Origin of the sequence: Apilactobacillus micheneri, from assembly GCF_002993975.1 — a bacterium.
Taxonomy (GTDB): Bacteria; Bacillota; Bacilli; order Lactobacillales; family Lactobacillaceae; genus Apilactobacillus; species Apilactobacillus micheneri.
The window spans coordinates 315,835-329,209 of record NZ_POSO01000001.1 but is presented as its reverse complement, the minus strand read 5'-3'; the positions used below and the strand labels follow the sequence as shown (position 1 = coordinate 329,209).

Genomic DNA, 13,375 nt, shown 5'->3' with positions numbered 1-13,375 from the left:
GGAGAATTGAAATGGCTAATCAACAATCAAGCAACTTAGAAAGTTCATTATGGAATGCAGCCGATGTCTTAAGAGGTAAAATGGATGCTTCTGAATACAAAAACTATTTATTAGGCTTAATCTTTTACCGCTTTCTATCAATTAAATCACTGCAAGCGTTTGCCGAAAGTACTGATATTCAAGATCAAGATATTCAAATGATTAAGGATGCCTATGAAAAATATTTATCAGCTGAAGATGATACTAGTAAATTTATATATAACTCATTATTAAGCAAAGTTGGTTACTACATTGAACCTAAATATTTATATAGTAATCTAATCGCTGAAATTAATTCCGGAGATTTTGAGTTAGAAAACCTAGAAAAGGCTTTGCATGAACTAGAAGTTTCTACAAATGGACAAACTTCCCAACAAGATTTTGAAGGCTTATTCGATGATGTTGATTTACACAGTAATAAATTAGGCGGTAACTTACGTCAACGTAATCAAGTGATTAGTGATACCATGTTGGCCTTAAATGATATTGATTTATTAGGTCATAATGGAGATGTTCTAGGTGATGCTTATGAATATTTAATTGCCCAATTTGCTAGTGATTCTGGTAAAAAAGCTGGTGAATTCTACACTCCACGCCAAGTTTCTGATATCATTTCACAAATTGTAACTTATAAGCGTAATGCTGGTGATAATCAAATTAGAACTATCTATGATCCAGCCGTTGGTTCTGGTTCCTTACTATTGAATGTCGGACAACATGTACAAGATCCTAGTTTAATTCAATATCATGGACAAGAACTAAATACTACCACTTATAACTTAGCGCGTATGAACTTGATGTTGCATAATGTGTCTTATGAAGATATGGATTTACGTAATGGCGATACTTTAGACAAAGATTGGCCAGTTGAAGAACCATATCAATTTGATGCTGTGGTAATGAATCCACCATATTCAGCACATTGGGATAACAGTAATGAACGCTTATCGGATCCTCGTTTCAGAGATTATGGAGTGTTACCTCCTAAGTCGAAAGCTGATTATGCGTTCTTATTACATGGTTTATACCATCTAAAAGAAAATGGAACAATGGGGATTGTTTTACCTCATGGAGTCTTATTTAGAGGTGCCAAAGAAGGTAAAATCAGACAAAAATTAATCGAAGATAATCGCATTGATGCCATAATTGGTTTGCCTGCTAATATTTTCCATTCTACAAGTATTCCAACTTTAATTATGGTATTGAAAAAAGATAAAGATAATTCAGACATTATGTTCATTGATGCTTCACGTGAATTTGAAAAAGGGAAGAATCAAAATAATATTACGCCTGATAATATCGCTAAAATCGTTAAAACATATAAAGAACATCAAGATGTGAATAAGTATGCCCATGTTGCATCATATGATGAAATTAAAGAAAATGACTTTAATTTAAATATTCCACGCTATGTCGATACTTTTGAACCCGAACCAGATATTGATATCGATGAAGTTAAAAATAATATTAAGGACTTAGATGCTCAAATTGCCCAAGTGCAAAAAGACTTCGATGCCATGGCAGCAGATTTAGTTGAAACGGATGTGAAATCTGATGACAAAAAATAGTATAAAAAAATCCCTCGTTTAAGATTTAAGGGATTTGAAGGTGAATGGGAAGAGAAAAGATTAGGTGATGTATCAGAAAAAAGGGTTTATAAAAATGAAAAGAAATCTATAAAAAATGTATTAACAGATTCTGCTGAATTTGGTGTTATTACTCAAAAAAATTTTTTTGATAAAAAAATTGCTAATTCTAAAAATATAAATGGTTATTATAAAGTTAATCCAAATGACTATATATATAATCCTAGGGTTTCTAAATTTGCTAAATATGGACCTATAAGAAGAAATAAAACTGGAATTAAAGGAATAGTTTCACCTTTGTATTATGTATTTAATATTAATAATAATGATTATAATTTTTTAGATAATTATTTTATTTCTTCCAAATGGCATAAATTTATTTATCAAAATGGTAATTCAGGAGCTAGATCAGATAGAATTGCAGTTAAAGATGTAACATTTCAAAATATGCCCTTAATTTTACCTAAAATAAATGAACAAGAAAAAATAGGATCATTCTTTGCTAAATTAGATCAATTAATTGATCTTCAATCTAAAAAAGTTGAACAACTTAAAAAGTTAAAACATGGATATTTACAAAAAATGTTTCCACAAAAAGGTGAAAGTGTTCCTAGATTAAGATTTTATGGATTTAGTGGAGAATGGGAGTATAAAAAAATATCAGATATTTCAGTATCCTTTTCTGGAGGTACACCTAATATTTCAGTAACTTCTTATTACAATGGAGAAATTCCTTTTATTAGATCAGGAGAGATAGATTCTAAGAATACTAAGATAAATATATCAGAAGAAGGACTAAAGAACTCATCTGCTAAATTAGTCGATAAAGGAACTATATTATATGCCTTATATGGTGCCAATAGTGGTGAGGTAAGTATATCTAAAATTAATGGTGCTATTAATCAGGCTATACTAGCAATTAAGGTAAATGATTATTGTAATAATATTTATATATATAATTTATTGTCTTATAAAAAAAATTATATTGTTAGAAAATATTTACAAGGTGGACAGGGCAATCTTTCCGGAAAAATAATAAATTCTTTATTATTGAATATTCCTCAAAAACAAGAACAACAAAAAATGGGTTTATTTTTCAATAAACTAGATCAACTAATTAATTTACAATCACAAAAAGAATATAATTTAAGAAAAATAAAGCAATCATATTTTCAAAGATTATTTATATGATATTTTGATGAGGTACTAAATGAATAGTAATTATAAAAATATTTTAAACAAAATTATTAATGCTAACAATGATTCAAAATTAGTGATATTTGTGGGATCAGGTATATCTAGGAATTCTAATATTCCAGGTTGGGGTTATCTTGTTAAAAAAATGGGAGAAAGTCTTGAAATAAATGTAGATGATTTAAGTAGTGATGATTATCTAAAGATACCTCAAATGTTATTTGATAAAAGCCCAGATGAATATAAAAAGGTATTAAACGAAGTCTTAAATAATGATTATGAAACTAATCAATTGGACGATCTAATAATCAAATTACAACCTGATCATATTATCACAACTAATTATGACACATTAATAGAACAATCTATAAACAATGTAGGGTCTGAAAAAATTATAAAATGATTTATGATGATAGTTCTTTTATAAACAATTCTTCTAAAAGTAATCACTTTATAATTAAAATGCATGGCGATATTAATCATCTTGAATCTATAGTTTTGAAAGATAAAGATTACTTGAACTACGAAAATGATCACTTATTAATTTCTAATTTTATAAAAAGTTTATTAGCAACGCATACTTTTTTATTTATTGGTTATTCCATAAGTGATAATAATCTAAAATTAATTATGAATTGGTATAATTATTTAAAACAAAAATTATCAATTAATGATTATAAGAACAACGTTTTACTTATTAATGTATCTGAAAAAGATAGGTATGGATATGATATTCAGAAAAAATACTTTAATAATAATAATATTGATCTTATTGATCTAAATGATGTTGATTCTTTAATATCAAAATATAATTATAATTGTTTATTAGACCAAAAACATGCGGTTCCTATTTATTCAGTCATGAAATATTTATATAATGGCGATGATTTTGATTTAAAAACATCCTTACAGCAAATTCATAAATTAAATTATGTTTCATATAAATACTTATTAGATATTATATTTCCATTACTCGATGAATCTTCTAATGAAACTAGAGTGAAAAATAACATCATCATTGTTTCTGAACCTATATTCGATAAACTTATTAAAATTATTTCTAATAATGATGATTTAAGTAATTTATTAAAAGATGTTGTTAATAAAATTTCCGAATTTTATATTGTATGTAAAAATGGTAAGACGTTTAATGTAAAAGAAAATAAAATTCGTGATTATATTTATAATAGTTTAAAATTCAATGATTATATAAACTTATATAAAAAAATGTATGCAAAAGATATTTTCAAGGTTGATTTAATTTATATTAGATATATTTTTTGTTCGAAGGATCCTTTCTTTAAAGACGATAATAGAAATGTTATTTCAAAAGAATTAGATGATGTTTCATTCAATAAGGAAAATAACTATATTAATTATTTTATTAACAAAAAAAATATAATAACTTTTAATGGACGAAATAATTCTTATATTAACGAAACCACTCTACAGGACAAATATTCCAAATTTAATAAAGAAATATTAAATGGTTCAATTATTAAAAGAGATAAACTATCAGATTTTTATAAAGAGCAGCTTAATAGATACGAGGGAATATCTTTTGGATTTGATGTTGGGGATACAATAAAACTTAAAAAGACATATTTTAAGTTGGATTATTTGCAACCTATTGTTTATGATATTTATAATTATTCTATTATTAATAGAATGTTTGAAAATAATGCAAATGAAGACTTATATGAATTGTATTTAAAACTGATATTAATTACTTATATTAATACCAATAATGGAATATTCGGTAATCATTATGATAATGATTATAAATTGAACTTATTGGATATTGATATTATTATCAAAAAATTAGATGAAGAACATTTAAAAAATATTATAAATGATTCTAATATTAAATATATATTATTTGACAACATTGATGAAATAATTAAATCTTTTGTCATGCTTTGTGATTCTTATAATTTTATGCTAAAAAATAAATTTAATAGATATATAATTAATAAGATGCTTAGTTATATATCGAATTTTTTAATTCTATTTTCTTATAGTAAAAATTTAACAGAAGATAATATATTGACTATTTATAAAAAGATTACAGATATAATATTTGATCATTTATACACTTCAGTAAATTTAGTTAGAAATTTTTTCAATTATTTTGTTAATAACCAAGTTCTTTTTAATAAGAACAATTTTCTTAAATCAGATTTATATTTATTGAATATTTTTTCTAATATAGAGCTTTTTAATAAACTTCCTCACAAATATTTTCTAAATTATGAATTTGTTAATTTATGGTATAAATATAGCAATAACGATGAATTGTTTTTAAAAGTTAAAAATAATATTTTATATTATAATAATATAGATTTATATTACGTTTATTTATTTAGATTTACTATTAATAAAGCATATTTCAATAAAAGATTTTCTAAAAGATTTGTTGATAAATATGTTAATGAAGATGTTTATATATTATGTGAACTTTATATTAACGGATATATATATGGTAAAAATTTACAAAAAATGTTTAAAAAAATAGTAGAAGAAATTCAAAACGATAATAAAAATATTAAAACTAGTTCTTTTGATCCTGAAAATAGATTATTGTTGATTATGATTTTAAAATCAAGTGGATATAATTTTAAGAAAAAAAGTATAGAACCTATCAAAAATAAATATCCTATAATTAACTTTTTATATGATCCTGAAAATTTTGATTATTCCTTAGTAAATTTAGATAGTTATGTTTGGTTAAGATCCATATTTTTTGATTTTTTAAATGGAAAAAATAAATTTTTGAAATATCTTAAGAAAAATAGAAATATTATATTTAATAGCAAACTAAAAAATAAATTAAAATCTGGGAAACTTGATCAAGAGACTATTTATATATTGATGAAAATGGGAGTTGACGTTTATAAAGAATCTTTAAATAATTAATACATTTAAGAGGTGTTTTATGAGATCAAAAGACATTTACACATTCTTATCAAATGAAGATGATTATTTTAGTTTTAAATATTGTGGATATAATAATGGTGGTAGTATTATTGCCTATTATGTTCCCAGGAATGAAGTTAATGATGTATTAAATAGACATGATGAATTAAAACATTCTGGGGTTTATTTATTAATGAATGTTGATGCAAATCATTCAATTACTAATGAAACTAAAATTTATATAGGACAAGCTAAAAATATTACTAAAAGAACTTATGAGCATAATGTTGATAAAGAAAACTGGTGGAATTTAGCAATCTTATTTATTAAGAATAATGACACATCATTTACTCAAGATGAAATCTTATATCTTGAACGTTATATTTATCAGCTAATTAATAAAAAAGAAAGAATCTCACTATTTTCTGAACATCAACCTAGTGGAAATTCAATGATTAGTTTACGTGATAAAGAAAACTTTAAAAACGATTTTGCTGACCTTGATACACTATTAAGAATATTGGGATTACCCATTTTTCATATGCAGAAAGCTAAACCTGTAAAATTAGTGACTGATAATACAAACAATGCATCATTGGATATATCTAAGACCATCTTTTATATGAATGGTCGAGATAGTGATGCCAAGGCTGTTATTAAAAATGACTTCAAAGTCTTAAAAGGTTCCAAATTGTCACCAAAATATTTTAGTAGTAGTTTTAATACTGCTAACTTACGTAGTTATCAATCATTAGTTGATAGTGGGGTTATTAAAGATAATGTATTTCAAAAAGATTATGTTTTTGATAGTCCATCAACTGCTGCTAGAATGATTTATAAGTCTTCAGCTAATGGGAATACACTGTGGAAAGATAAGAGTGGAAAAACATTAAAAGAATATTTAGATAAATAAAACACATCCAATTTGGATGTGTTTTTAATTTATTTGTTTAATTTTTTAATACTTTTTAAAATAGAGTTTCTTTTTTGAATTAATTTCTTTTTATTACTTTTTCTAATATGTTTTTTAAGCTCTTTATTTACTTTATTCAATTCTTTTTTCTTTTGGTTTAAAGTTCTTTTATTTGCCTTAGTGTTTTTATTTTTTGACCTTTTATTGTTCTTTAATTCGTGAACTTGTTTTTTTAAAGTTTCAATTTCATTTTTAAGTGAACTTGTAGTATTACTTAACTCAACATTTTTGTTAATTATATTGTTAATATTATTTTTGGCATTGTTTAGTTCATTTTTTAATGCATCATTGTTGTTATTAACATTCGAATTGTTTGATACTGGAATGTATGAATTATTTGATTTATTATTTATTGAATTTATTTGGTTCTTAAGATTATCAATTTCATCATCCAAACTTATAGATGATTTATTAGACTCATCAATATAAGTTCTCATTAAGTATGATTCTAATTCTCTTAAATTATTAGTAGTATTTATGTCGTTTTTTGCGTATTGATAACTTTTTATATTATTAGTAGCAAAGTTATAATCAGATAAAACGTTTTTGATATCATCAATGTTTTTTGTAGAAATAATATCATTACTTAATTTTGAAATCTGTTGATATTTTGTTGCATATGATAAGGCATTATTTGAATATTCTTTATCTTTATCTATTTCTTTATTTAAATTATTTAAATCTGATTGATATTTATTATCTAAATTATTTATTGAACTGTCTAAGAAATTTAAATAGTCTGATTTAATATTTTTTATTTGTTCTAATTGTTCATCATTAATTGAATCGTTATTACTTGAATCTATTACTTTAGTTAAATCTTTTATTCTATTATTAATATCATTGTTTCCATGATAATGTATTATCCAATTATTAAGACTATTTGTAGAGTAAACTTTGCTTTTATTATCTAAATCAAAGTTATTAATATCTGATTTACAACTATTAAATGTATTTTTTTCATTATTATAATTACTATCTAATGCTTTTTTGAACCCATCATTTGCACCATTAATAATGCTTGGAATTGTTGACTCAACTTTAGATAAATATTCATATAGTTCTTTAGTCGTATAATTTTTATACTTATTAACTAATTCTTGATTATATTTATTTTGTTGATTAATTTGTTCTTGTTCTGACCAACTACCATTATTATCTGCCATAACCTTAGGGATGTTTAATGAACTACTAAATAACATTAATGCCATAGGGGCAATTACTAGTGATGCTTTATTAAATTTTTTCAATTGGTAAACTCCTATAATATGTATTTTTGTGATTTAATTATTTTATCATAAGTAAATTATTAAACAATTACTTTTTTTAGGATATATAAAAGGCCAGCTAAAACAATTATATTTTTAGCTGGCCTTATTTTTCAATTATTTTGAACTTGAACTACTTGCATTACTATTCTGATTTTCTTGTTGATTTGATGATTCATTTTGGTTTTGTTGCTTATTTTGATCATCGTTAGGTTTACTTTGTTCATTACTTTGGTTATTGGTTTGCTTGTTATCTTCTTGCTTTGGTTGATCGTTATTATCTTGCTTATTATTGTCATCATTTGATTGATTATCAGACTTATCTTGATCATCATGTTTATCTGCATTTTCTTTATTATTATCTTCAGATGAAGAACTTTGTTCACTAGCTGAATTTTGCTCTTCTTGATCTTGATCATCATTATTTTTGTCTTTGTCTTCATCTTGATTATCATCAGATTGATCTTGGTCATCATTGTTATCGTCATCATGTTTATCATTATCTTCATCCGATGAAGAAGAGGAGCTTTCTTCACTAGAACTAGATTCACTAGATGACTCAGAAGAAGAACTACTACTTTGTGAAGAAGAACTACTGTCACTACTACTGGAATCGTCATTATCAGAAGTATTAGTAACATCAATTTTATTATTAGAACTATTAGCAGCATTTGAAATCAATTCATTAATTCCAAATAATGCTAATGCAGTAACAATAATAATTAACCAATTTAAAATACTACTTTCCCATTTCATCCCCGCTGGTTTCGTAGAAGGAGCGTGTCGATTTTCATCAGACTTAGGTGTTACCAATAAAACAAAAACAATCACTACCCCAAAAATGGGAATCAATAATAGCCATAAAAAGTGTGCTGAAAAATTAGCATCATGTAGACGACGAATAGCTGCGGTAAAAGTCATGATTAAGCCAAAAGCGCTAACAATTGAAAATAAAATGACTGACCATAAACTATTATTAGTTCCTAAAACAAGGGTGAAAAATAGTAGATCGATAATGGCTATAGTGACATAGCCTAACCAGAAATCAACACGTTCTGTTTTTCCCTCAATATAAAACATGTTTGACCACATTTTTTTAAATGCAGTAATTAAATTGTGATTTTCCATTTCTTCATTATTCATAATTTACATAACTCCATATTTAAGAATTTATTTAGATTATAGTTTTTATTACTTAACTTTAGATTAAAAACTCAGTAAGTCTATTGTAAAGATACTGACTGAAAAATGCCAATTTAAAATGATTAAGGTAGTTATTCTTTAATTTGAAATAACTTGGCACTATAGTTGAAGTAGATGGGGGATTATATAATGAAATTGAAAAAATTTTTCTATTTAACATTTTTATTTTTTATAGCACTTTTTATTTGGAGTGAGAATAGTACTTTAACGAGTAAAGCATCTACCAAGCCATCAAGTATTAACATTTTTCCAAAACAAATGCGCGGTTATTGGTATGCTTCAGATGGCAAGTCTAAGTATTATATGGGTAAAAAGGTATTTGAATATAATAATGGTAAACATGTACAGAAATCATATTTACATAATTTGCATCAACAAAAGAAATATCCAATTGGAAATGCTTCCTTATCTAAAAAAAGTCCTACCATTAACTGGTTGTATGCATATCAATTTAAGTATCATGGTATGAATTGGATTAATGCACTTGTTTGGAATTCAGGTGCTGGAGATGGTACTTTTTATAATTTTTCTAAGCATAATGGGCATCAAGTGTTGAGTACTGCTTATGGTGTGGGTATATGGGGAACTCAACATTATTACCGTAGCTTTAAGTTAGCAAAACAATTCATGCATAAACGTTATCCACACTATAGTTACTACGAAGATTAATTTTTAATTATACATTCAAAATAATTACTTTTTTGCATAAATAGTCTTATAATCGATTTAATTCATAGACGTTAGTTTTTGAAACTGAGGTGATTTAATAATGAAATTATTAAAATCAAATGCTGCGACTAAGGTATTGCCAAAAGCGGTGAACAAGATTTCCAGCTTTTCAATCAATGGTAAGCATATCCAAGAATATGATTCTAACTATTCTTATAGTTCAGTTCAGGAGTATTTAAAACGAATTATTAGTAATCCTGAAAAATTGAATTTCTTAGATGCCGTTATTCGCTATAACTACTGGTACAAGCCGGTATTATTATCAGTTAATCATGACAATATGAATAAATCATACAATAATGAAACTTTAATTAAGTTATTTAAAGATGCTTTAAAGATTTCACCTAATAATGAGAAATATCTATTAGGATTAGCCTCCATGTATCGATTAAGCAAACATTTAAATTTAGCTACCGATATTTGGCAAAAAATTTTGCGGATTAATCCTAATAACTATCAAGCCTTATTAAGTTTGGCTGTTTATACGCAATTTAATAAGAATCATAAGGCATTTAAACACTCGTTGTCACGATTAAATCAAATTGATAGTCAACAGACGAAGCAAGTTGCAGGGTGGCTAAAATATTTAGAAGAACTCAAAACAATTCGTCTCACGACCAATTTGAATCGTGTTTACGATGATAATAATAGTAAACATTTCATCGTGATCTTAGGCGCTTCTTTAACGGCGGAAGGTCAGATGAAGTTAAAACTTAAGAAACGTCTACGTGCGGGATTAAAATTAGCTAAAAGAATGCCTAATACAAGAATCTTAGTGAGTGGAGGAAAATTGCCTCGCGAACCAGATTTTGAAGCGAAGGTAATGAAACAATGGCTAATTAATCATGGCATTAAAGCTAAGCGCATTTTTGAAGAAACTTATTCGAGAGATACTGTTCAGAATACTGTTAATTCAACTGATATTTTGAATGAAAATGGTGCTAAAACAGTCACCATTATTTCTAATGCCTCACATATGAAACGTTCATACACTTTATTTAAAACTGCTCGGCTAATTACTGGCGGTAAATATTTGTTAGATCAGTATGTGGTCTTTGAATCCAAAGATGAATTTAAAGCATTAGAAAATAATTCACGTGATATTCCTAAAATTATTAATGATGTATTGAGAGTCGCTGGTTTTTGGTTATTACCAGGTATTCAGAGATAAAAAGAAGCATAGTGGAGGATATCCATTATGCTTCTTTTTTGAATTTCTTAAAATAAAGCGCTGTAAAAAAGGCTAAGTATATTAATAATACGATAGTAGTAATAATAGGTTTGATAAATAAAAATTTCACAGCATTTACTATGAAAATTAATATAGATATGATTGATAAAATCCAAATTAATGCTTTAGCAAATTTATGATTAGTGTATTTTGCGATAAACGAAAAGACGGGATCTTCTATATTTATACTTTTAGCGATATTATGTATTTTAATAGGATCTATAAATATACCAGATAATCCGATTGGTAAGAGAAAATCTATAACATCTAAGTTACCAAATGAGGTTACTAATAGATAAAAAATTATAAGTAAGGTAGTAAAAATATCATATGTTAGCATTTGCGATTTGAGTTTCTTTTCTGGTACCAAGGAGTTTAATGGAACTTGATAGTATTGACTAAACTGATATAAATCTTGAATTTGGGGGATGTTATAGCCAGATTCAAATTGTTTAATGGCTTTTTCTGTAAGACCAGTATTTTGAGCAGTACTTTCAATGCTAATATCTTTTGACAATCTAATGACTCTTAATCTTTGACCAATTAGTCTCATAATGTCACATCTCCTAACTGTTATTGCAAATTCTAAGATAATTTTTGGGTGAATACAAGACCACTTGGTGCCAACAAATTTAAATTCTTCATACAAATTGCCTAATATGTATAGTAAAATTGTAGTTATAATAATACGAATATATCTGGGGAGATGTCTAAATGTTTAACGATAAAATTGTTTTTAATTACATGTACAATTTATGGGTTGCAGTTATTTCTGATTTAAAAGACGCAGAAGTAGAAGAGATTGGTCAAGCACTTCAAGCAAAATATGCTAAAGAATACAATGATCAAAATGATACTAATTTATCAGATGATGATTTCATCGAATTGGTATCTAATTATACTGAATCAATTCGTGAACAAGCAGTTAGCGATGCTGAAGAAGACATCAAAAAGCATAAAGCACCTAAATTTGTTAAAAGCGGTTCTACTTGGAACGTATAAAAAAGATTGCCCAATTTTGGGCAATCTTTTTTATGTTATATTAATTGTTAAGGAGGGTGTATTTTGAAAAATAAATTTTTAAACATATTATTGCTTATTACTGCTTGTTTGTCTTTAATTACTATGACTAACTTGAATGTTAATGCAAAGAGTCAGCTTAAGCCACGCATTGAATTAGTTGCTACATATAATTTGAAAAAAGTTAGTAAAAAGACTTTAAAACAATTCTATGAAATGAAAAGAACTGATCGTAATACAAATGTTTATGTAAGTCATGGCAAGGTTCATGTTTCAATGATTTTACCAGGAGGATCCCCTAAAGCACCATTAAAGAAAATGAATTTTGTCGATATGCCATGTAATAATGACAAACCTAAGAAAATTCATTCAACAAAACATGTAAGAAAATTAGTAAATATTAACAATAAAAATAAGCATCAATAATGATGCTTATTTTTTATACTAATTTTTATTTGCATCCCATACCATTACAGAAGCTAAAACAGCAACAATTCCTACGTCTAAGAACATCGCACCGAATGCACCTAATTTATCAAAATTGATAATCATTAATAAAACACCCGCTAATAATAAAGCAACTGATAATGTATATGAAACAACTCTTGTGAATTTACTTCTAATCCATTTAGCCAGGGGATTTTCAAAACCTAATTTATTGGCAATTTCATTTGCTTTACCAAAATGATTAGCATAGTTTAACAAAATTCCACTAATTATTAAGAAAATATATGAAATGAAAAATAATTTTTGCCAATTCCAAATAAATGCAGTCATTAAAGGAATAAATGCAATATTATTAATTAAATAGCGCTTTTTCATTTCATCTTTAAAATCTTCTTTATTAGCAATTTCATCAATTGGGATGCCATAATAATTACTAATTTTGTTGACTTGTATTATGTTAGGTTTTTCATTATTAATTTCAAAATTATAAAGTTTGTCTGCTGAAATCTTAGTATTAGCAGCCAATTCTTGAATTGATATGTCTTTATCATCTCGAATATCTTTTAATCTTTCGCCTAGAGCCATATTAAACGCCACCTTATGTATTTATAACTAGTATAGAAAAGTTAGATTATATTTACAACCAATGATGCATAATCTTTGACCTATAGTTCACTATAGGTAGTACATTAGTATTAATAAATAATTTAGCAAACAAATTATTTGTATTTAAAATTTTGATATAAGAGAATGTATTTACATAATAATT

General features: G+C 25.9%; 13 protein-coding genes. 9 read left to right on the top strand and 4 right to left on the bottom strand.

Translation table 11 applies throughout. The features are described 5' to 3' along the window. Positions 1-11: 11 nt before the first annotated feature. From C7N41_RS01695 to C7N41_RS01675, 5 genes are read left to right on the top strand one after another with little or no spacing between them, the layout of a single operon-like run. Entirely contained in the window at positions 12-1,607 is a 1,596-nt protein-coding gene (locus C7N41_RS01695; protein WP_105964001.1) for a type I restriction-modification system subunit M, read from the top strand. Positions 1,608-1,616: 9 nt separating this feature from the next. Continuing rightward, positions 1,617-2,816: a restriction endonuclease subunit S gene (locus C7N41_RS01690; RefSeq protein ID WP_225362843.1), complete on the top strand. Its 1,200-nt coding sequence runs from the start codon at positions 1,617-1,619 to the stop codon at positions 2,814-2,816. Between the two features lie 19 nt (positions 2,817-2,835). After that, on the top strand, positions 2,836-3,222 hold the full coding sequence (locus tag C7N41_RS01685) for an SIR2 family protein (RefSeq protein ID WP_105963999.1): 387 nt from the start codon (positions 2,836-2,838) through the stop codon (positions 3,220-3,222). After that, the gene (locus C7N41_RS01680) at positions 3,219-5,735 is read left to right on the top strand and encodes an SIR2 family protein (RefSeq protein WP_105963998.1); all 2,517 of its coding nucleotides are present in this window, start codon (positions 3,219-3,221) and stop codon (positions 5,733-5,735) included. Before C7N41_RS01685 ends, C7N41_RS01680 begins: the two co-directional genes overlap by 4 nt. Before the next feature lie 19 nt (positions 5,736-5,754). Further along, positions 5,755-6,648, top strand: a complete 894-nt coding sequence (locus tag C7N41_RS01675) for a GIY-YIG nuclease family protein (protein WP_105963997.1) — start codon at positions 5,755-5,757, stop codon at positions 6,646-6,648. Positions 6,649-6,677: 29 nt separating this feature from the next. Here C7N41_RS01675 and C7N41_RS01670 read toward each other — a convergent pair whose 3' ends face one another. After that, a complete protein-coding gene (locus C7N41_RS01670; RefSeq protein ID WP_105963996.1) occupies positions 6,678-7,958 on the bottom strand; it encodes a hypothetical protein in 1,281 nt (426 codons plus the stop codon). A 135-nt stretch (positions 7,959-8,093) separates the two neighbouring features. Continuing rightward, positions 8,094-9,119, bottom strand: a complete 1,026-nt coding sequence (locus tag C7N41_RS01665) for a DUF805 domain-containing protein (RefSeq protein ID WP_105963995.1) — start codon at positions 9,117-9,119, stop codon at positions 8,094-8,096. Positions 9,120-9,308: 189 nt separating this feature from the next. On the opposite strand from C7N41_RS01665, the gene C7N41_RS01660 reads away from it, so the two are divergent. Then, positions 9,309-9,848, top strand: coding sequence for a hypothetical protein (locus tag C7N41_RS01660; RefSeq protein ID WP_105963994.1), 540 nt, complete (start codon positions 9,309-9,311; stop codon positions 9,846-9,848). A 100-nt stretch (positions 9,849-9,948) separates the two neighbouring features. After that, positions 9,949-11,079, top strand: a complete 1,131-nt coding sequence (locus tag C7N41_RS01655; RefSeq protein WP_105963993.1) for a YdcF family protein — start codon at positions 9,949-9,951, stop codon at positions 11,077-11,079. 25 nt (positions 11,080-11,104) lie between these two features. Here the strand turns inward: C7N41_RS01655 and C7N41_RS01650 are convergent, their stop codons facing one another. Then, positions 11,105-11,692, bottom strand: a complete 588-nt coding sequence (locus C7N41_RS01650) for a helix-turn-helix domain-containing protein (protein ID WP_105963992.1) — start codon at positions 11,690-11,692, stop codon at positions 11,105-11,107. Between the two features lie 161 nt (positions 11,693-11,853). On the opposite strand from C7N41_RS01650, the gene C7N41_RS01645 reads away from it, so the two are divergent. Both C7N41_RS01645 and C7N41_RS01640 read left to right on the top strand, forming a co-directional pair. Further along, the gene (locus C7N41_RS01645; protein WP_105963991.1) at positions 11,854-12,141 is read left to right on the top strand and encodes a hypothetical protein; all 288 of its coding nucleotides are present in this window, start codon (positions 11,854-11,856) and stop codon (positions 12,139-12,141) included. Positions 12,142-12,204: 63 nt separating this feature from the next. Next, a complete protein-coding gene (locus C7N41_RS01640) occupies positions 12,205-12,585 on the top strand; it encodes a hypothetical protein (protein WP_105963990.1) in 381 nt (126 codons plus the stop codon). 18 nt (positions 12,586-12,603) lie between these two features. On the opposite strand, the gene C7N41_RS01635 is transcribed toward C7N41_RS01640, so the two are convergent. Then, positions 12,604-13,191, bottom strand: coding sequence for a helix-turn-helix domain-containing protein (locus C7N41_RS01635; RefSeq protein ID WP_105963989.1), 588 nt, complete (start codon positions 13,189-13,191; stop codon positions 12,604-12,606). Positions 13,192-13,375 lie beyond the last annotated feature (184 nt).

Bases quoted from the DNA above. Each gene is read 5' to 3' on its own strand.
- C7N41_RS01695 (WP_105964001.1), top strand. From the start codon at position 12: ATGGCTAATCAACAATCAAGCAACTTAGAAAGTTCATTATGGAATGCA.
- C7N41_RS01685 (WP_105963999.1), top strand. From the start codon at position 2,836: ATGAATAGTAATTATAAAAATATTTTAAACAAAATTATTAATGCTAAC.
- C7N41_RS01680 (WP_105963998.1), top strand. From the start codon at position 3,219: ATGATTTATGATGATAGTTCTTTTATAAACAATTCTTCTAAAAGTAAT.
- C7N41_RS01675 (WP_105963997.1), top strand. From the start codon at position 5,755: ATGAGATCAAAAGACATTTACACATTCTTATCAAATGAAGATGATTAT.
- C7N41_RS01665 (WP_105963995.1), bottom strand. From the start codon at position 9,119: ATGAATAATGAAGAAATGGAAAATCACAATTTAATTACTGCATTTAAA.
- C7N41_RS01660 (WP_105963994.1), top strand. From the start codon at position 9,309: ATGAAATTGAAAAAATTTTTCTATTTAACATTTTTATTTTTTATAGCA.
- C7N41_RS01655 (WP_105963993.1), top strand. From the start codon at position 9,949: ATGAAATTATTAAAATCAAATGCTGCGACTAAGGTATTGCCAAAAGCG.
- C7N41_RS01650 (WP_105963992.1), bottom strand. From the start codon at position 11,692: ATGAGACTAATTGGTCAAAGATTAAGAGTCATTAGATTGTCAAAAGAT.
- C7N41_RS01645 (WP_105963991.1), top strand. From the start codon at position 11,854: ATGTTTAACGATAAAATTGTTTTTAATTACATGTACAATTTATGGGTT.
- C7N41_RS01635 (WP_105963989.1), bottom strand. From the start codon at position 13,191: ATGGCTCTAGGCGAAAGATTAAAAGATATTCGAGATGATAAAGACATA.